This is a genomic window from Sphingomonas changbaiensis NBRC 104936 (assembly GCF_000974765.1).
Classification (GTDB): domain Bacteria; phylum Pseudomonadota; class Alphaproteobacteria; order Sphingomonadales; family Sphingomonadaceae; genus Sphingomonas_B; species Sphingomonas_B changbaiensis.
On record NZ_BBWU01000016.1, the window covers coordinates 48,842 to 65,246 of the forward strand.

16 protein-coding genes and 1 tRNA gene are annotated in these 16,405 nt (G+C 66.4%); 10 read left to right on the forward strand and 7 right to left on the reverse strand.

The window, feature by feature from the left end; genetic code table 11:
• Positions 1 to 6: 6 nt before the first annotated feature.
• A complete protein-coding gene (locus SCH01S_RS03425) occupies positions 7 to 1,038 on the reverse strand; it encodes a lytic murein transglycosylase (protein WP_046347380.1) in 1,032 nt (343 codons plus the stop codon).
• A gap of 98 nt (positions 1,039 to 1,136) precedes the next feature.
• On the opposite strand from SCH01S_RS03425, the gene SCH01S_RS03430 reads away from it, so the two are divergent.
• The 10 genes from SCH01S_RS03430 to SCH01S_RS03475 all read left to right on the forward strand — a co-directional run bounded on the left by SCH01S_RS03430 (position 1,137) and on the right by SCH01S_RS03475 (position 10,230).
• Positions 1,137 to 1,226: transfer RNA gene (locus SCH01S_RS03430), tRNA-Ser, on the forward strand.
• Between the two features lie 121 nt (positions 1,227 to 1,347).
• Positions 1,348 to 2,013, forward strand: a complete 666-nt coding sequence (locus tag SCH01S_RS03435; RefSeq protein ID WP_245612142.1) for an endonuclease/exonuclease/phosphatase family protein — start codon at positions 1,348 to 1,350, stop codon at positions 2,011 to 2,013.
• 24 nt (positions 2,014 to 2,037) lie between these two features.
• Positions 2,038 to 4,332 carry a patatin-like protein gene (locus SCH01S_RS03440; protein WP_046347382.1) on the forward strand — a complete coding sequence of 765 codons (2,295 nt, stop codon included), beginning with the start codon at positions 2,038 to 2,040 and terminating at the stop codon, positions 4,330 to 4,332.
• Between the two features lie 32 nt (positions 4,333 to 4,364).
• Positions 4,365 to 4,679, forward strand: coding sequence for a hypothetical protein (locus SCH01S_RS03445; protein ID WP_046347383.1), 315 nt, complete (start codon positions 4,365 to 4,367; stop codon positions 4,677 to 4,679).
• Positions 4,676 to 5,350 carry an orotidine-5'-phosphate decarboxylase gene (pyrF, locus tag SCH01S_RS03450; protein ID WP_046347384.1) on the forward strand — a complete coding sequence of 225 codons (675 nt, stop codon included), beginning with the start codon at positions 4,676 to 4,678 and terminating at the stop codon, positions 5,348 to 5,350. Before SCH01S_RS03445 ends, pyrF begins: the two co-directional genes overlap by 4 nt.
• 79 nt (positions 5,351 to 5,429) lie before the next feature.
• Positions 5,430 to 6,068 carry a phosphoribosylanthranilate isomerase gene (locus tag SCH01S_RS03455; protein ID WP_046347385.1) on the forward strand — a complete coding sequence of 213 codons (639 nt, stop codon included), beginning with the start codon at positions 5,430 to 5,432 and terminating at the stop codon, positions 6,066 to 6,068.
• Positions 6,065 to 7,297, forward strand: a complete 1,233-nt coding sequence (gene trpB, locus SCH01S_RS03460) for a tryptophan synthase subunit beta (RefSeq protein WP_046347386.1) — start codon at positions 6,065 to 6,067, stop codon at positions 7,295 to 7,297. Before SCH01S_RS03455 ends, trpB begins: the two co-directional genes overlap by 4 nt.
• The gene (trpA, locus tag SCH01S_RS03465; protein ID WP_046347387.1) at positions 7,294 to 8,106 is read left to right on the forward strand and encodes a tryptophan synthase subunit alpha; all 813 of its coding nucleotides are present in this window, start codon (positions 7,294 to 7,296) and stop codon (positions 8,104 to 8,106) included. Before trpB ends, trpA begins: the two co-directional genes overlap by 4 nt.
• On the forward strand, positions 8,103 to 8,957 hold the full coding sequence (accD, locus tag SCH01S_RS03470; protein ID WP_046347388.1) for an acetyl-CoA carboxylase, carboxyltransferase subunit beta: 855 nt from the start codon (positions 8,103 to 8,105) through the stop codon (positions 8,955 to 8,957). The genes trpA and accD overlap by 4 nt, the downstream gene beginning before the upstream one ends.
• Positions 8,958 to 8,964: 7 nt before the next feature.
• The gene (locus tag SCH01S_RS03475) at positions 8,965 to 10,230 is read left to right on the forward strand and encodes a bifunctional folylpolyglutamate synthase/dihydrofolate synthase (protein WP_046347389.1); all 1,266 of its coding nucleotides are present in this window, start codon (positions 8,965 to 8,967) and stop codon (positions 10,228 to 10,230) included.
• Here SCH01S_RS03475 and SCH01S_RS03480 read toward each other — a convergent pair.
• The 6 genes from SCH01S_RS03480 to SCH01S_RS03505 form a co-directional block, all read right to left on the reverse strand.
• The gene (locus tag SCH01S_RS03480; protein ID WP_174436022.1) at positions 10,224 to 11,126 is read right to left on the reverse strand and encodes an iron-containing redox enzyme family protein; all 903 of its coding nucleotides are present in this window, start codon (positions 11,124 to 11,126) and stop codon (positions 10,224 to 10,226) included. The two genes, SCH01S_RS03475 and SCH01S_RS03480, sit on opposite strands and share 7 nt — an antisense overlap.
• A gap of 76 nt (positions 11,127 to 11,202) precedes the next feature.
• A complete protein-coding gene (locus tag SCH01S_RS03485; RefSeq protein WP_046347391.1) occupies positions 11,203 to 12,918 on the reverse strand; it encodes an AmpG family muropeptide MFS transporter in 1,716 nt (571 codons plus the stop codon).
• Positions 12,919 to 13,106: 188 nt separating this feature from the next.
• Entirely contained in the window at positions 13,107 to 13,706 is a 600-nt protein-coding gene (locus tag SCH01S_RS03490) for a PEPxxWA-CTERM sorting domain-containing protein (protein WP_217995403.1), read from the reverse strand.
• A gap of 128 nt (positions 13,707 to 13,834) precedes the next feature.
• Complete coding sequence (locus SCH01S_RS03495; RefSeq protein WP_046347393.1) at positions 13,835 to 14,392, reverse strand: Smr/MutS family protein; 558 nt, start codon at positions 14,390 to 14,392, stop codon at positions 13,835 to 13,837.
• Positions 14,367 to 15,596 carry a murein transglycosylase A gene (gene mltA, locus SCH01S_RS03500; protein ID WP_046347394.1) on the reverse strand — a complete coding sequence of 410 codons (1,230 nt, stop codon included), beginning with the start codon at positions 15,594 to 15,596 and terminating at the stop codon, positions 14,367 to 14,369. The genes SCH01S_RS03495 and mltA overlap by 26 nt, the downstream gene beginning before the upstream one ends.
• Positions 15,593 to 16,246 carry a Tim44/TimA family putative adaptor protein gene (locus tag SCH01S_RS03505; protein WP_157032782.1) on the reverse strand — a complete coding sequence of 218 codons (654 nt, stop codon included), beginning with the start codon at positions 16,244 to 16,246 and terminating at the stop codon, positions 15,593 to 15,595. The genes mltA and SCH01S_RS03505 overlap by 4 nt, the downstream gene beginning before the upstream one ends.
• Positions 16,247 to 16,405: the final 159 nt, after the last annotated feature.

Consider the following 16,405-nt stretch of genomic DNA (forward strand, 5'->3'; position numbering starts at 1 on the left):
TTTAACTCACGAAGTTTGCGCGACGGCGTCGGCCAGCAGCCCTACCGAAAGCGCGTAGAAATTGGAGCAGTTATAATCGAGGATGACGCGATAATTGCCGGTCAATAGGTACGCGGTCTCGCCCGGGCCGTCGGGTTCCAGCAGCGTGACCAGCTCGGTATCGCGAAGCGGCTGGCCGCCAGTCTGGACGACGCCGCGGCTGCGCCATTCGGCGACCGTCATCCAGCGGCTGTGCCGATCGTGCACGCGGGGGCAGCGAGGCGACGTGATCTTTCCCTCGATCGCAGTGCGGTCGAGATAGGGCGGAACACTGACCGGCACGCCCCAGGGCCGTCCCGGACGCCAGCCGGCATTGACGAAGTAATTGGCGATCGAGGCGAGCGCGTCGGCGTCGGACGTCCAGATGTCCGCCTTGCCGTCACCGTCGCCGTCGCGGGCAAGGCGGAGATAGACGCTGGGCAGGAACTGAGGATAGCCGGTGGCGCCGGCCCAGCTGCCCTTCAATTTGTCGCGCGGGATGCCGCGATCGATCATCTTGAAGGTGTCGATCAGCTCCTGCGTGAACAGATCGCGCCGTCGCCCGTCATAGGCGAGGCTGGCAAGCGAGCGCGGCAGGTCGAAGTCACCGGTGTAGGACCCATAATTGGTCTCGTGACCCCAGATTGCGACCATGATCGATTCGGGCACGCCGGTCTGCGCCTCGACCCGCGAGAGCATCGGCCGCAGCGCCTGGTATTTAGCGCGCCCGCGCGAAATGCGGGCATTGTCGACATGCTTGATCCGATACGGCGCGAAGGCCGGGATCGCACTCGGCGGCGCGGCCGGATTGCCGCCCGGCTGCGACCGGTCCAGTTCGACAACGCGCGAGTTGAACGTCAGCGTCGGCAGCACGCTATCAAGCGTCCGGGCGCTTACCCCCTGTGCGAGCGCCTCGGCACGCACCTGGGTCAGGAAGTTCTGGAATCCCGCCTCGTCCTGGGCCGCTACCGGCGCGCCGATACTGAACGCCAGAGCGGCCGCGACAAACATGCTACGCATCGCCGTCCCCTCTGCCCCCTCTAATCGCCATAGCTGGCCGGGCATGCAACAGGCTTTTCTTGCGCGCCGCCTCGATCCGGCGATAAGCGGCCCCGGTTGGACAGGTGGCCGAGTGGTTTAAGGCAGCGGTCTTGAAAACCGCCGTGGGTTCACGCTCACCGTGGGTTCGAATCCCACCCTGTCCGCCACCCGCCGCCCGGACCGCGGCTGACGCCTGAAGGGGTTCGATGAGCTTTCTTCGCCGGGTGTTGCGACCGGATCGGCCGCTGCCTAGTTCAGACCGGCATGATCCGCGTCGCTAGTTATAATATGCGTAAAGCCATCGGCACCGATCGCAGGCGAAGTCCGGAACGGGTGATCGAGGTGCTTTGCGAGATCGGCGCGCACGTCGTCGCCTTGCAGGAAGCCGACCGGCGATTCGGCGAGCGCGTGAGTGCGCTGCCGGCCCATCTGCTTGAAGAGCACAGCCCGTACCGGCCGGTCCCGCTGCCCCACCGCACCGGCGGGATCGGCTGGCATGGCAATGCGATCCTTGTTCACAAGGACGTCGAGATCACTGGGTGCGAGGCGCTGCACATTCCTGCGCTCGAGCCACGCGGTGCGGTGCTGGGCGAAATCCGGATCGCGGGCGAGGGCCTGCGGATCGTCGGCATGCACCTTGACCTGTCCGGCCTGTGGCGGCGGCGGCAGAGCCGTGCGATTCTGCACCGCGTCGATCAGGGCGAGCCGCTGCCCACCGTGATGATGGGCGACCTGAACGAGTGGACGAATGGCGGCTGTCTTCGCGATTTCGGCCATGGCTTCGCCTTTGCGCCGACGGGGCGCAGTTTCCACGCGCGGCGGCCGGTTGCCGCGCTGGACCGCATCATGTTCCGGGGGCTCCAACTCGCAAATTGCGGCGTCCATTGCTCGCCCACTGCACGCAAGGCATCGGATCATCTGCCGATCTGGGCGGAGTTTGCCTCGACAGGCTGATCGTTCTCGTCCACGCTGGCCCGGATGCGCGAAAAGGAACTGCGGCTGGCGCTGGTCTGCTATGGGGGGATCAGTCTCGCCGTCTACATGCACGGCATCACCAAGGAAGTGTGGCGCCTCGCCCGCGCCAGCCGCGCCTTTCATGACGGCCGCTTCTGCACCGGCAGCCAGAATGTCTATCGGCGGCTGCTCGAGCGCATCGAGGCACATGCCGGGCTGAAGCTCACCGTCTTTTCGGACATCGTCGCCGGGGCGAGTGCGGGCGGGATCAACGGTATTTTCCTGGCGCAGGCGGTCGCGACCGGCCAGTCGCTCGACCCGCTGACGGATCTCTGGCTCGATGCCGCAGACGTGGAGCAGCTGATCGATCCGGAAGCGCGCGCCACGCGACTGTCGAAGCTCTGGGCAATTCCGCTGGCGATGCTGGCGGACCGCGGCGGCGAGGCGATCGAGAGCGTCGATCCGGATACGCGCGCGGAAGTGCGGCGGAAGCTGTCGAGTTTCGTCCGGTCGCGCTGGTTCGAACCGCCGTTCGGCGGCGAAGTGTTCACCAACCTGCTGCTCGACGCGCTGGATGCGATGGCGGCAAGCGAGGCGGGACCGCCGCTGCTGCCCGACGAACAGCCGCTCGATCTGTTCGTGACGGTGACCGACTTTCGCGGGCATCCGGAGAGACTTCGCCTTAACAGTCCGTCGGAAGTCGTTGAAACCGAACACAGGCTGACCATCAGCTTTACCGACAGAGGCGGCGCGGAACGCACGCTCGGCGCCTCGGCCGAACTCGCCTTCGCTGCGCGGGCGACCGCAAGCTTTCCGGGGGCCTTTCCTCCGTTCACGGTAGCAGAATTGGATACGGTGCTGGCAGCCCGCGATGTCCAATGGCGGGGACGGAGCCGCTTCCTGGAACGGACCCTGCCCCGCCACAGCGCAGCCGGAATGGCGGACACGGCCGCGCTGATCGACGGATCGGTGCTGTCGAACGCGCCATTCCGCCCGGCGATGGATGCCCTGAAGAACCGCTCTTCCCGGCGCGAGATCGACCGGCGCTTCGTGTTCATCGATCCCAAGCCCGGACTGCGCAGCATCCGCATCGGGGGCGCCAGCGGCAGCGAGGCGCCGGGATTCTTCTCGACGATCCTCGGTGCGTTGACCGAAATCCCCCGCGAACAGCCGATCCGCGACAATCTGGAGGCGCTCCAGGGCCGTTCGGAGCGCATCGCCCGCATGCGGCGCGTCATCGAGGCGCTGCGGGACGAGGTCGAGGAAGCCATCGTGCAGCTGTTCGGCGGCACGTTCTTCCTCGACAGCCCGACGCCGGCGCGGATCGCCAGCTGGCGCTCGCGCGCCCAGACCGAGGCGGCCAAGCGCTCCGGTCCCGCTTATGCCGCCTATGGGCATTTGAAGCTTTCCGGGGTGGTCGAGGAACTGGCGGGGCTGATCCGTCGGGTTACGCCGCGCGGGATCGGACCGACCCGCACGCAAGCCCGCGAGGCGATCTGGGCGGAATTGCAGCGCCGGGGCCTTGAGCGGGTCAGCGCGCCCGGCGGCGGGGCCACGGCCGCCGCGATCTCGTTCTTTCGCGAGCATGACCTCGGCTTCCGCATCCGCCGCCTGCGCTTCCTCGCCCAGCGCCTGTCGGCGATCCAGGAAGCGAATGAAGATCTCGCGGTTGCCTGCGAAGGGTTCGAGCGGTGCATTTACGCAATCCTGGCGCTTTATCTCGAGCGCGAGATGGCGAGTTTCTTCAGCGACGAAGTCGCGGCGCTGGCCTGCATTGTGACCGAGGAGGCGGGCGCCGCGATCGACGCAATCGGCGCGGCGCGCGACCTGCGCCGAATCGACGACGACGCCGACCGGCTGCTGTCGGACGCGCTGGCGGCACTGCCCCGGGCCGAGCGCCGCGACATGCTGTTCGCCTATCTGGGATTCGCTTTTTACGACCTGACCACCCTGTCCCTGACAGGCCCGGAAGCCGATGGCGAATTCGATGCGGTGAAGGTCGACCGCATCTCGCCCGATGACGCGACCGCGATCCGCGCAGGGGGCGCGGAGGCGACGCTGAAGGGAATTCGATTCAACAGCTTTGGAGCCTTCTTTAGCAGAGCATATCGGGAAAATGATTATCTTTGGGGCCGGCTGCACGGCGCCGATCGTCTGATCGACATCGTGCTTTCGACGCTGCCGGTGCACCGAACCCTGCCGCCGGGCGTGGCCGCCGAGCTGAAGCGCGACCTGTTCCGCGCGATCCTGGAGGAGGAAGAGCCGAGGCTGAGAGCCGTGCCGGCATTGTTCGAAAAGCTGCGGGCCGAGATCGGCTAGCCTTGCGCAACTTCACACCTTAAGGTCAGGGCATGTCGTTCCTGAAGACCCTGTTCTGGATCGTCGTGGCGGTGATCGTCGCGCTGTTCTGCTTCAACAACTGGACGGTCGTGGACGTGAACCTGTGGAACGGCCTGATCCTGGAAACCAAGCTGCCGTTGCTGCTCGCCGTCTTCTTCCTGCTGGGCCTGATCCCGCCCCTGCTGCTGTGGCAGGCGACCCGCTACCGGTTGCGGCGGCGGATGATGAGCGAGAGCGGAGTTGTTGCGGTGCCGACGACAGTCGTCGCCGCTGAGCCGATGGGACCAGCCGGTCCGATCACCACAATGCCGCCGGGCGGCGCATGACGAGTCCGGTTTACGTCGCGCTCGATACGCCCGACCTCGAACGCGCAAAGGCCATTGCCACCAAGGTTCGCCATCACGTCGGCGGGATCAAGCTCGGGCTGGAGTTTTTCACCGCCAATGGACGCTCCGGGGTCAAGGAGATGGCGCAGCTGGGACTGCCCATCTTCCTCGACCTGAAGCTGCACGACATCCCGAATACCGTCGCCAAGGCTGTTCAGGCGCTGCGGGACCTGGAGCCGGCGGTGCTCACCATTCACGCGGCGGGCGGTCGCGCGATGATGGAAGACGCCAAGGCGGCCGCTCCTGCCGGCACCAAAGTCGTCGGGGTGACGGTGCTGACCAGTCTCGACGACGACGATCTCCGCTCGATCGGCGTGGAAAGCGATTCCCATGCACAGGTCGAACGGCTGACGAAGCTCGCGCGCGAAGCGGGGCTGGACGGCGTCGTCTGCTCCGGCGCGGAAGTGAAGGCCGCGAAGCGGCTGTGGCCGGACGGGTTTTTCGTGGTTCCGGGCGTGCGGCCCGCGAATGGCGAGGCCGGCGACCAGAAACGCGTCGTGACCCCGCGCCAGGCGCTCAACGACGGCGCATCGATGCTCGTCATCGGCCGCCCGATCACCGCCGCGGCCGATCCCGACGAAGCCGCGCGCGCGATCGAAGCGACGCTTTAGGGCCCGAAAGAGACCGGGACTTCGACAAGTTCGGCCCGCAGGCATAGAGCGCGCCGGAGTATCGGTCGAAGGTTCGAAATTGCCCCGAGTCGCTTCCAAGATCTGCGGCCTGTCCACGGCCGACACGCTCGACGCCGCAATTGCGGGAGGGGCGAGCCATGTCGGGTTCGTGTTCTTTCCGCAAAGCCCGCGCCACCTGACGTTCGAGAAGGCAGCCGGACTGGCCGCGCGCGTGCCCGAGCGCGTGGGGCGAGTCGGGGTCCTGGTCGATCCCGATGACGCCCTGATCGACGCCGCGATCGCCGCCGGCCGCCTCGACGCAGTTCAACTTCACAAGACCGGCCGCGAGCGAGCGGCGGCCATCGCCGGCCGCTCCAAGCTGCCGATCTGGATCGCCGTCGCGGTGCGGACCCGCGCCGATCTCGACCAGGCGCAGGCCTGGCGCGGGATCGCCGAGCGCATCGTCTACGACGCCAAGACGCCAGAGGACGCGCTCCCCGGAGGCATGGGCCTGCGGTTCGACTGGAAGCTTCTCGACGGTTTTGCGCATCCGCTGCCCTGGGCGTTGTCGGGCGGCCTTTCCCCCGACAATGTCGGCGAGGCGATCGGGGTGACCGGAGCACGAATGGTCGACGTCTCTTCGGGCGTGGAGAGCGCGCCGGGCGTGAAGGATGTGGACAAGATCGCCCGCTTCCTCCAAGCGGTCGCGCGGTCATGACCCTCCCCAACTCGCTTCGCACCCAGCCCGACGAGCGCGGGCATTTCGGGCAATTCGGCGGCCGTTATGTCGCCGAGACGCTGATGCCGATGATCCTGGAGCTGGAGCGCGCCTATCGCGCGGCGAAGGCCGATCCGGCGTTCCAGGCTGAGTTCGACGACCTGCTGGCGCACTATGTCGGCCGGCCGAGCCCGCTTTATTATGCCGAGCGGCTGACCGAGGCGCTGCGCGAAAGCGCGCCCGCGGGCATGGGGCCGAAAGTCTATTTCAAGCGCGACGAACTCAATCACACCGGCGCGCACAAGATCAACAATTGCATCGGCCAGATCCTACTGGCCCGGCGCATGGGCAAGACGCGCATTATTGCGGAGACGGGCGCGGGCCAGCACGGCGTCGCGACGGCGACGGTGGCGGCGCGCTTCGGCCTGCCCTGCACCATCTATATGGGCGCGCGCGACGTGGAGCGGCAGAGCCCGAACGTGTTCCGGATGAAGCTGCTGGGCGCGGAAGTGCGGGCGGTCGAAAGCGGCGCACGGACGCTCAAGGACGCTATGAACGAGGCGCTGCGCGACTGGGTCGCGAACGTCGAGAACACGTTCTACATCATCGGCACGGCCGCCGGTCCTCACCCCTATCCGGAGCTGGTGCGCGACTTCCAATCGGTGATCGGTCGCGAGGCGCGGGAGCAGATGCTGGAGCGCGAAGGCCGTCTGCCCGACCTGTTGGTGGCGGCGATCGGGGGCGGCTCCAATGCGATCGGGCTGTTTCACCCGTTCCTGGACGATGCGGACGTGGCGATGCTGGGCGTGGAAGCCGCCGGGCACGGGCTCGAGACCGACCAGCACGCGGCGAGCCTCGCCGGCGGCCGACCGGGCGTGCTGCATGGCAACAAGACGTTCCTGCTGCAGGACGAAGACGGCCAGATCACGGAGGCGCATTCGATCTCGGCCGGGCTCGACTATCCGGGCATCGGACCTGAGCATAGCTGGCTGCATGAGATCGGCCGGGTGCAGTATGAGAGCGCAACCGATCGCGAAGCGCTGGATGCCTTCCAGCTGCTGTGCCGGACGGAGGGCATCATCCCCGCGCTCGAACCTTCGCACGCGATTGCAGCCGTCGTCCGCAAATCAAAGGAAATGAAGCAGGATCGGATCATCCTTGCCAATCTCTGCGGGCGCGGTGACAAGGACATCTTCACTGTCGCGGACGCGCTGGGAGTGGCGCTTTGAGCGACCGGCTGTCCGCGATCTTTGCCCGCTGCCGCGCGCAGGGCCGCGCCGCCCTTGTCACGTTCGTGACCGGCGGCGATCCCACGCCCGCAGCGACCTCGGCGATCCTGGACGCGCTCGTTGAAGGTGGCGCCGATATCATCGAGCTCGGCATGCCGTTCACCGATCCGATGGCCGACGGGCCGGCGATCCAGCGGGCGAACCTGCGGTCGCTTGGCGCAGGGACGACCACGCATGACCTGCTTGAGATTGCCCGCGCCTTTCGGGCGAGACACCCGGACACGCCGCTGATCCTGATGGGCTATGCCAATCCGATGCTCGCGCGCGGGGCCGATTGGTTCGCTCGGGAAGCCGCAGCGGCGGGCGTGGACGGGGTGATCTGCGTCGACGTGCCGCCCGAGGAGGACGACGCACTCGGGCCCGCGCTCCGTGCCGCCGGGCTGCATCCGATCCGGCTCGCCACGCCGACGACTGATGCGGCACGATTGCCGGCGGTCCTCGATGGCGCATCGGGATTTGTCTATTATGTATCCGTCGCCGGCATCACCGGGCTGCAGCAGGCGGCGCAGCACTCGATCGATGCGGCCGTCGCCCGGCTGCGCGCCGCGACCGACCTGCCGATCGCTGTCGGGTTCGGAATCCGCAGCCCCGAACAGGCCGCCGCGATCGGACGCATCGCCGACGCGGTCGTTGTCGGCTCTGCGATCGTCGATCTGGTCGGCAGCGAGGGAGCAAACGCGCCCCATGCCGTCCGTCAGTTCGTTTCCGCGCTGGCCGAAGCCTGCGCCCGTCAGGAGCATGCCGCATGAGTTGGCTCACCCGCGTCCGCAACGCGATCGCGTCCGTCACCCAGAAGGAGACGGCGGAGAATCTCTGGCACAAATGCCCGAGCTGCGGGCAGATGATCTTCACCAAGGAATTCGACGAGAATCTGTCGGTCTGCCCCAGCTGCGAGCATCATGGCCGCATCGGCGCTCGCAAGCGCTTTTCGCAAATCTTTGATGGCGGGCAGTACACGCTGCTCCCGCCGCCACGGGTGCCGGAAGACCCGCTGAAGTTCCGCGACACGAAAAAGTACGTCGATCGAATCAAAGCCGCCCGAACGTCGACGAACGAGCCGGACGCTCTGCTGAACGCGCGCGGCAGCATCGTGGGGCACCCGGCGATCGTCGGCGTTCAGGATTTCGCATTCATGGGCGGGTCGATGGGCGTCGGTGTCGGCGAGGCGCTGGTCGCGGGCATGCGCGCTGCGATCGACGAGCACCTTCCCTACATCATCTTCACCGCCGCGGGCGGGGCACGGATGCAGGAAGGCATATTGTCGCTGATGCAGATGCCGCGCAGCACGGCCGCGATTGCCGAGCTGAAAGAGGCCGGCCTCCCCTACATCGTGGTCCTCACCGATCCGACCACCGGCGGCGTGACGGCGAGCTATGCGATGCTGGGGGATATCCAGATCGCCGAGCCGGGAGCATTGATCGGTTTTGCCGGCCAACGGGTAATCGAGCAGACGATCCGCGAAAAGCTGCCCGAAGGGTTTCAGCGCGCCGAATATCTGCTGGAGCACGGCATGATCGATATGGTCGTCCATCGCCGCGAGCTGCGCGAAACGCTTGGGCGCGTGGTCGATTTCGTGATGCCGGAACAAATGGCGGCCTAGGCCTGCGGTGGATTTCGCCCGCTCGTCCGACCCCGCCGTACAACGCCAGCTCGACCGGCTGGCTGCGCTTTCGCCCGGGCGCGACATATTGGGGCTGGAGCGGATCACCGCGCTGCTCGACAGGCTCGGAAACCCGGAGCGGCGGCTGCCGCCGGTGCTCCATGTCGCCGGAACCAACGGCAAAGGCTCGACGTGCGCCTTCCTGCGCGCCGCGATCGAGGCTGCAGGGCTCAGCGCCCATGTCTACACCAGCCCCCACCTGGTGCGCTTCAACGAGCGCATCCGGGTCGCTGGCAGGCTGATCGATGACGACAAGTTGGCGCGCCTGCTGAAGGAAGCGCTGGACTCGGCCCAAGGTCTCGGCGCCAGCTTTTTCGAAGTGACCACGGCGGCGGCATTCCTCGCCTTCTCCCGTACGCCAGCCGATGCCTGCATCGTGGAAGTAGGGCTTGGCGGGCGGCTGGATGCGACCAATGTCATTCCGTGGCCGGTGGTCTGCGGGATCGCCGCGCTCGGGATCGATCACCAGGCGTTCCTTGGCGACGAACTCGGGCAGATCGCTGCCGAGAAGGCCGGCATTGCGCGGAACGGTGTGCCGATGGTGACGCTCGCTTATCCTGACGCGGCCGAAGCGAGCATAGACGCCGTGCTCGCCGCCAGCGGAGCATTGCGGCTGAAGCAGGGCGTTGCCTGGTCTGTCGAGCAACGAGCTTATCGCGACCGGTTCGGCAGGATCGACCTGCCTGCCCCTGCCCTGCCCGGCGCGCACCAGATGCGGAATGCCGGGTTGGCGACCGCAATGTTGCGCCACCAGGATGCGGTCGAGGTGCCTGAGGCCGCGCTTGTTGAGGGCATTCGCGCCGCACATTGGCCGGCGCGATTGCAACGGCTCGCGCCTGGACCGCTGATCGGCAGGCGGGAGGTGTGGCTCGACGGGGGACACAATGAATCCGCAGCGGACGCGCTTGTGCAGGCCCTTGATGGCCAGCCGAGGACCGAGCTGATCCTTGGCATGTTGGCCAACAAGGACGCTGCCGCCTTCCTGCGCGTGCTGGCTCCGGCAGTACGGTCGGTCAGTGCGGTGCCCGTCGCGGATCACGAACACCATGCGCCAGAGGAACTGGTCCGGATCGCGCACGGCCTAGGCCTTCCGGCACGGGCCTTTGCCGACGTTCCTTCGGCCCTTGCGGAGCTAAGCGGGCCGGTGCTGATCGCCGGTTCGCTCTATCTTGCCGGCACGGTGCTCGCTTTGAACGACCAGGCTCCTCAGTAAATCTCGGCCCCGTCTTCAAGCAGCTCCGCGTAGCGATCGAAACAGCGTTCGGCGCAGCGCATCCGGATCAGGGCGCCTTCGGCAATCGCCTTTGCGCGGCGCGGGTCCTCCTCGACCAGCGGCTTCAGCGCATTCTCGTTCCAGGTCTGGCTGTGCTTCACGTCGATATGGCTGTGAAGGTCGTAATAGAGCCGCTCGCGCTGACCATAGCCGAGACGTTTCAGGCCCGCCGAGACATGGACGCAGCGCCACGGCGCCGTCAGCTCAACCACGCCGAGCGCGCCGACCGACAGCCAGGCGTAGCGGCGCGTCGTCGCCATCGCGGTCATCGCGTTGGCAAGCGCGAGGCTTTCCCACACGGTGGTGTCGATCTCGGGTGCGATCCGCATCGTCTCGACGAGCTCGTGCAGCAGCAGCGTGTGGATGCCGCGATGCTGGCCGCGGCCCATTTCGTCCCAATAGTTGCCGGCAAGTTCGAGCTTCGGACCCAGCGGCAGCTTGACCTGGCTATAGGCGACCAAATCGTCGAACCCGGCCTCGCCGGCCGCTTCCTGGGTCAGAAACCAGCGCATCTGTCCTTCGGTCGCGGTCTCCGCCAGCCAGGCGAAGAGCGGATGGTTCTGGCCGGGCCCATTGTCCTGCAATGCCTCGAACCAGGAGACGAACGCATCCGGTTCCTCCGGCACGTCCGCCAAGTCATCGGCGACTTCGGCACGGAGTTCGTCAAGAAACGCGCCCTCGAGCCGGAGCATCTGCATGTTCCGATCGAAGTCGCGACGCCAATCTACGTCAGGAAATTCGGGCGCAAGCCGCTCGCGGTTCCATTTGGCGAGCGTCCTCTGGAAAGCGTTATTGAGGAACTGCGGCGACGATACCGCAACAAGTTTTGTTGCCACTTGGGAAATGCTCCGGAAAATGGGGCGATTGTTCCCAAAGAACGGACAGGCAACGATTCGGGTTCCTCAGAGCAACTCAGGTTAGTGCTTTGGCCCGCCGTTCTGAAGTTGCTACCCTGAGCCATTCCAGCAGCACGAATACGACCGCGACCAGCCCGACCGCAGCGGTGTAGCGGAACACCGTCGCATAGCCGAGCGTGTCGAACGCTTCACCGGCAATGCCGCGGCCGAGCGAGCCGATCAGGAACGTCAGCGAAGATAGCAGCGCGTATTGGACGGCCGTGAAGTCCTTGCTGACGATGCCGGATAGATAGGCAACGAATGCAGCGCCCGCGATCCCGGTCGAGATGTTTTCACCCGAAATGGCAAGGAGGAGCCGGACCATGCGGGCATCGGACCCGAGCGCTCCCGCAAGCGCATTGAGCCCGAACAGATTTGCGAACGCATCGATGTGTGCACCACCTTCGGCAAGGTCAGCATAGAGGAAGTTGCCGAGAATCGGCAGAATGGCCCCGATCAGCACGGTCGGAAAACGGCCTATCCTGGCGAACAGATAGCCGCCGAGCCCAATCCCCAGGATCGTCATGAAGATGCCGAACACCTTCGACGCGAACGCCACCTCGTCCTTCGAGTAGTGCAGGAAATCGAGGTAGAAGGGAAAGGCGAATGCGGCCCAGATATTGTAGCAGAGCGTATAGGTCAGGATCATGCCGATCACGATCAGCACGCCCCAGCCCAGCCGTCCGGCCAGCTCCGCCAACGGAGCGACCAGCGCAAGATAAAGATGGTTCAGCACGGTACGCGCGCCGGAACGGCGGGTGTCCGCCTGGTCCAGGACATGGTGTCCGCGTTTCTGCAGGGCATTGAGCGTCGCCGCCACCACGAGCGGCACGAGCACCGTCGCGATCACGATCCACGGCCCGTAGAGCTTCATGAAATCTGCCGTCGATGGACGCGGTGCGCCCGCCGGCGCGTCGCCCAACACGCTCACCATGAACGAGCCGATCTCGTAAAGCGCCCAAGCCCAGCTGATTCCGACGATCATCAGAGCGATGGCGCGTGTTCGAGGCGTCAGCTGCCCGGGCTGGGTCAGCAGCGCGTGCAACGCCGAAACCGGCGGCCGCGACGTATCGGGAGCGCGGGCAGCAACCAGGATCATCAGCGCCATCAGACCGCCCATGACGAGATAGACCATCGGCCACGACATCCGCGCGGCAAGGACCAGCGCCAGTGCGCCGCCGACGATGCTCGCGATACGATAGCCCAGCTGATAAATCGCCGAGAGCAGCTCCACCGGCGTGTCTTCGTCGGCGACGTCAATGCGCCATGCGTCGACTGCCACGTCCTGTGTCGCCGATGCGAGCGCGGCGATGACAGCGAAGATCGCGAAGGTGCCGATCTGAGACGCCGGATGCGTGGACGCGAGGCCGGCAAAGGCCGCGACCATCACGGCCTGGCAGAGGATGATCCAGCTCTTGCGTCGGCCCATGCGGCCGAGCAGCGGCAACTCGAAGCGGTCGACCAGCGGCGACCACAGGAATTTGAACGAATAGGCAAGCCCGATCCAGGACAATACGCCGATCGTCGCCAAGGCCACGCCGACCTCGCCCAGCCAAGCGTTGAGCGTGCCAATCAGAAGCGCGTAAGGAAGGCCGGAAGAAAAGCCGAAGGCGAGCATCGTCGCGGCCTTGCGCGTCCTGAGCGCGATCTTCAGTAGGCGCCAGCCTTTGGGGCGGGGATTGACGGGCGCGACCTTCGGCGCTTCGTCAGATGCAGCCGTGGCGCCAGTCATCGTGCGACTGCCATCGGGAAAGCAACGAAAGTGCCGGGACGGGTAGGCCGGGAACTCGGCCTCTTAGCGAGCAAGTCGGGCCCTCGAGCGTCTCGATATAGGAACGTCATCCGTCCATGCTGGCACAGCTTTGCCGCAATAGAACAGCAAAAAGAGCGGCGGCGCGAGCACGCCGCCGCTCCTCCCCCTCAGGCTGTCGCCCGAACAGGCTTGCGGACCCGAAGCGCGGTGCCGGCGAAACCGAAGCCCGCGAGCATTAGAGCCCAGGTCATCGGCTCCGGCACGGGCGCCGCCACGGTATCGGATGGCAGTTCGGGCCGGGATGAGGCGGTCGGGAACACGATCTGGCTTCCGTTCACCCACACGGCGAGCGTCTTGGCGTCGAAATTGCCTTTGAAACCCGGGCCGAAATAAGGATCGTAGCCGAAATCGGCGATCTCGAAGCTATAGCCATCGACGTGCAGGTCTCCGGCGCCCCGCGCATTGTCCATTGTCGAGTAGTAGCTCGCGACCGGATCACGCCCGGCCTGAAACCTGACCGGCTCGATACTGGCGTCGAAGTCGCCTGCCGACGTCCAGGTATAGCCACCCAGCTGATACACAACCTTTTGCGGACCCATCATCCCGAACCGGGCAGTCAGCGCCTCGGCAACGGTTTCGACCTGCATGGAGGTGAAGGTGGCGGTGATGGTGTCGCCGACTTTGATCGGAGAGGTGACACCGGGGGTCGTCAGGGCCGTGTTGAACTGCGAGGTGACCGTCCCCTTGACCTTGGCGACATAGGTCATCGCGCTCGCCGGGACCGAAATCCCCGCCAGCAGCACGGTTACGAATACGCCCCTCAACATCACGCTACTCCTACAGAACGATGCAGAGTCTGACGCAGCCGGGCCGATCAAACAAGGCTAATAAAGAGTTAACGGCGCGCGGTTCGGTGCCGCTTCAGGACAATATAGAGCGCTCCCGTGCCGCCGTGACGCGGATGCGCGCCGCGCACGGCAGCGATATCGGCCGAGTGGCGGGAGGCGGCGATCCAGTCGCCGACCGCGGCCCGGATTGCGCCTCTCCCCGATCCGGGATCGCGCGGCTTTCCGGTCACCAGCAGCAGCACGCGGATGCCGCGCGCGATCGCTTCATCGAGGCCGGCGTCGAGCGTGCGATACGCCGTGTCGAGCGTGTGGCCGTGAAGGTCGACGGCAAGCTCTGGGGCGACCAGGCCGCGGGAGAGGCGGCGGTCCCAGCTGCCGTCGAGAGTGTTGGAGGAAGCGGGCTTCGCCGATTTGAGTCCGTTCGCTTCGAGCGAAGTCGAGAAGCGCTTTTGCTCCGAGCGGGTGGACGCGCGTTTCTCGACTTCGCTCGAAACGAACGGTTGTGGAGTGGCTGGCTCGTGAGCCCTCCCCTCCAACGGCTCGACGCTCGCGATCACGCGCGCCCAGAGGCGGGCCTCCTCAGTGCTGAGCGGACGCTCCTTCACGAACCCCTCCCTGGGCGAGCCGGTCCAGCGTGCCGAGGGGCAACAGCAGCCAGGCGCGGCCGCGCGCGAGCAGGCCGCCGGCGATCCGCGCCGCCTCGTCCCCTGGTCCCCAGAAAGTGTCGAACCGGTTCGGGCCCTTGATCGCGCCCCCGGTATCCTGGGCGACCCACAAGCCGTCCGCTTCGGGATTGTCGACGTCGAGGAACACCGGCGCGCCGAGCGGCGTGAAATTCGGATCGGCAGCGACACTGCCCTGCGGCGTGACCGGAACGCCGAGCGCGCCCAGCGGCCCGGGCCCCGTCAGCTCGCGGAAGAAGACGTAGCTGCGGTTTTCCTGCATGATCGCCTTGCCTTCGTCCGGATGCTCATGGAGCCAGGCGACGATCCCCTGCATGCTCGTCTGGCCCGGACCGAGCAGGCCGCGCTGCTTCATCAGGGCGCCGATGCCGGTATATGGAAAGCCATTCTGCCCGGCATAGCCGACGCGCATCACGCTGCCGTCCGGGAAACGAAGGCGGCCGGAGCCCTGGATCTCAAGGAAGAACAGCGCGACCGGGTCGGCGGCCCAGGCGATCTCCAGGCCGCGCCCGGCAAGCGCACCATTGTCGATCTCCGTGCGGTCGAAATAGGGCATGAATTGCCCGTCGACGACACGGCCGCGCTGCTTTTTCAGTGGGCAGGTCGCGGGATCGATCGGCGGTGCGAGCGGGTCGAGCTGGGACGGGCAAACCGGGACCTGCTGCTCGACCAGATCATCCGGCATCCGATAGATCGGCACATAGCCGGGCAAGGGCTCACGCGAGGCGGCGATCTCCGGTTCGTAATAGCCGGTGACCATTGCATGCCCCTCGCCCACCTCCGCCGTTTCGAAGGCGGTCGAGAAGAATTGGCGGGCGTCGGTCTCGGTCCGGGCACGATCGCAGGCCGGGCGCCAGTCGGCAGAAATGCCCGAGCTGTCGCGACGCCGGAGTAGCGATGGGCAGCTGATCCGGAACGCCGCAAGCGCGCGCGTTGCCTGCTCGTCGGTGATCGGCAGCGAGGTGGGGCCGGCGTGCACGCCGACGCTGATGGCATTCGCCGGCGGGGTTGGCGTGGGCGTCGGCGCCGGCACGGGCGGCGGCGGGCCGACGGGCGGCTTCGGCTTGGGAACGCAGGCGGTGATGAAAGCCAGGGCAGCGATGGCCGCCCAGCGTCGCGCGATCACGCCGCCTCGTCGGTTTCGACGAGCAGCCAGTTGGGGTCGGAGTCGCGCAGGTTCCGGCTAAAGGTCCAGCTGTCGTTGGTCGCCACGGCGTCGGTCAGCGTGCCCGCGATGACATTGCCCTCGCCGTCGCGGGTGACCGCAGCGATGTCGGCGACGAAATGCACCGTGACGAAAGCCGTCCGGCCTTCCAGCCGCGCGGCCTCGATCCGGGCGCTCTCGATCGAGACCAGGCGATTCTCGAGGATATGGCCGGCCTCTTTGCGATCGGCGATTGCCGCCCCGAACGCGTCGCGCACGTCGGGACCGACCAGCCAGGCAAGCTCATCCTCGTCGCCTTTCCAAAAGGCTTCGAGAATCATCCGGTACGCCGACTTGGCGCCATCGAGGAAACGGGCAACGTCGAAACTGGAATCAGCGGACAGGATGGCGCGTACGCCGCTGGTGGCGCCTGCATCGATGACCGAATCGGCCGGCTGCGGCGCTTCGCCGACTACCTCGGGCGCGGCGCGGAGCTGCGGCTGCGTGGCAAGGCGCTCCTCCGCTGGCTTGGGCGGCAACGCCTGCTCATGGCCGCTCCGCTTGCCGAGCACCATGTAGAGCCGCAGCGCCAGAAACGCCGCAACCATCGCGAGCAGAACAATCCCGACCACCAAACCTCCGAAAATAGACCGGAGCAACATAGGCGCATGCCCTGTGGGTTTCAAATGCTTGGAGCGGTGTTCCGATCCGTCGAAGCATTGCCCGACAGGGCCGCGGCTGCTAACCGCGCGCTCCGAAGGGCATCGGGCCCGCAACAGATCAACAGAAGG

What these genes read in the sequence shown, in the direction of transcription:
- SCH01S_RS03425 (WP_046347380.1), bottom strand. Translation starts at nt 1,038, where the DNA reads ATGCGTAGCATGTTTGTCGCGGCCGCTCTGGCGTTCAGTATCGGCGCG.
- SCH01S_RS03435 (WP_245612142.1), top strand. Translation starts at nt 1,348, where the DNA reads ATGCGTAAAGCCATCGGCACCGATCGCAGGCGAAGTCCGGAACGGGTG.
- SCH01S_RS03440 (WP_046347382.1), top strand. Translation starts at nt 2,038, where the DNA reads ATGCGCGAAAAGGAACTGCGGCTGGCGCTGGTCTGCTATGGGGGGATC.
- SCH01S_RS03445 (WP_046347383.1), top strand. Translation starts at nt 4,365, where the DNA reads ATGTCGTTCCTGAAGACCCTGTTCTGGATCGTCGTGGCGGTGATCGTC.
- pyrF (WP_046347384.1), top strand. Translation starts at nt 4,676, where the DNA reads ATGACGAGTCCGGTTTACGTCGCGCTCGATACGCCCGACCTCGAACGC.
- trpB (WP_046347386.1), top strand. Translation starts at nt 6,065, where the DNA reads ATGACCCTCCCCAACTCGCTTCGCACCCAGCCCGACGAGCGCGGGCAT.
- accD (WP_046347388.1), top strand. Translation starts at nt 8,103, where the DNA reads ATGAGTTGGCTCACCCGCGTCCGCAACGCGATCGCGTCCGTCACCCAG.
- SCH01S_RS03485 (WP_046347391.1), bottom strand. Translation starts at nt 12,918, where the DNA reads ATGACTGGCGCCACGGCTGCATCTGACGAAGCGCCGAAGGTCGCGCCC.
- SCH01S_RS03490 (WP_217995403.1), bottom strand. Translation starts at nt 13,706, where the DNA reads ATGACCTATGTCGCCAAGGTCAAGGGGACGGTCACCTCGCAGTTCAAC.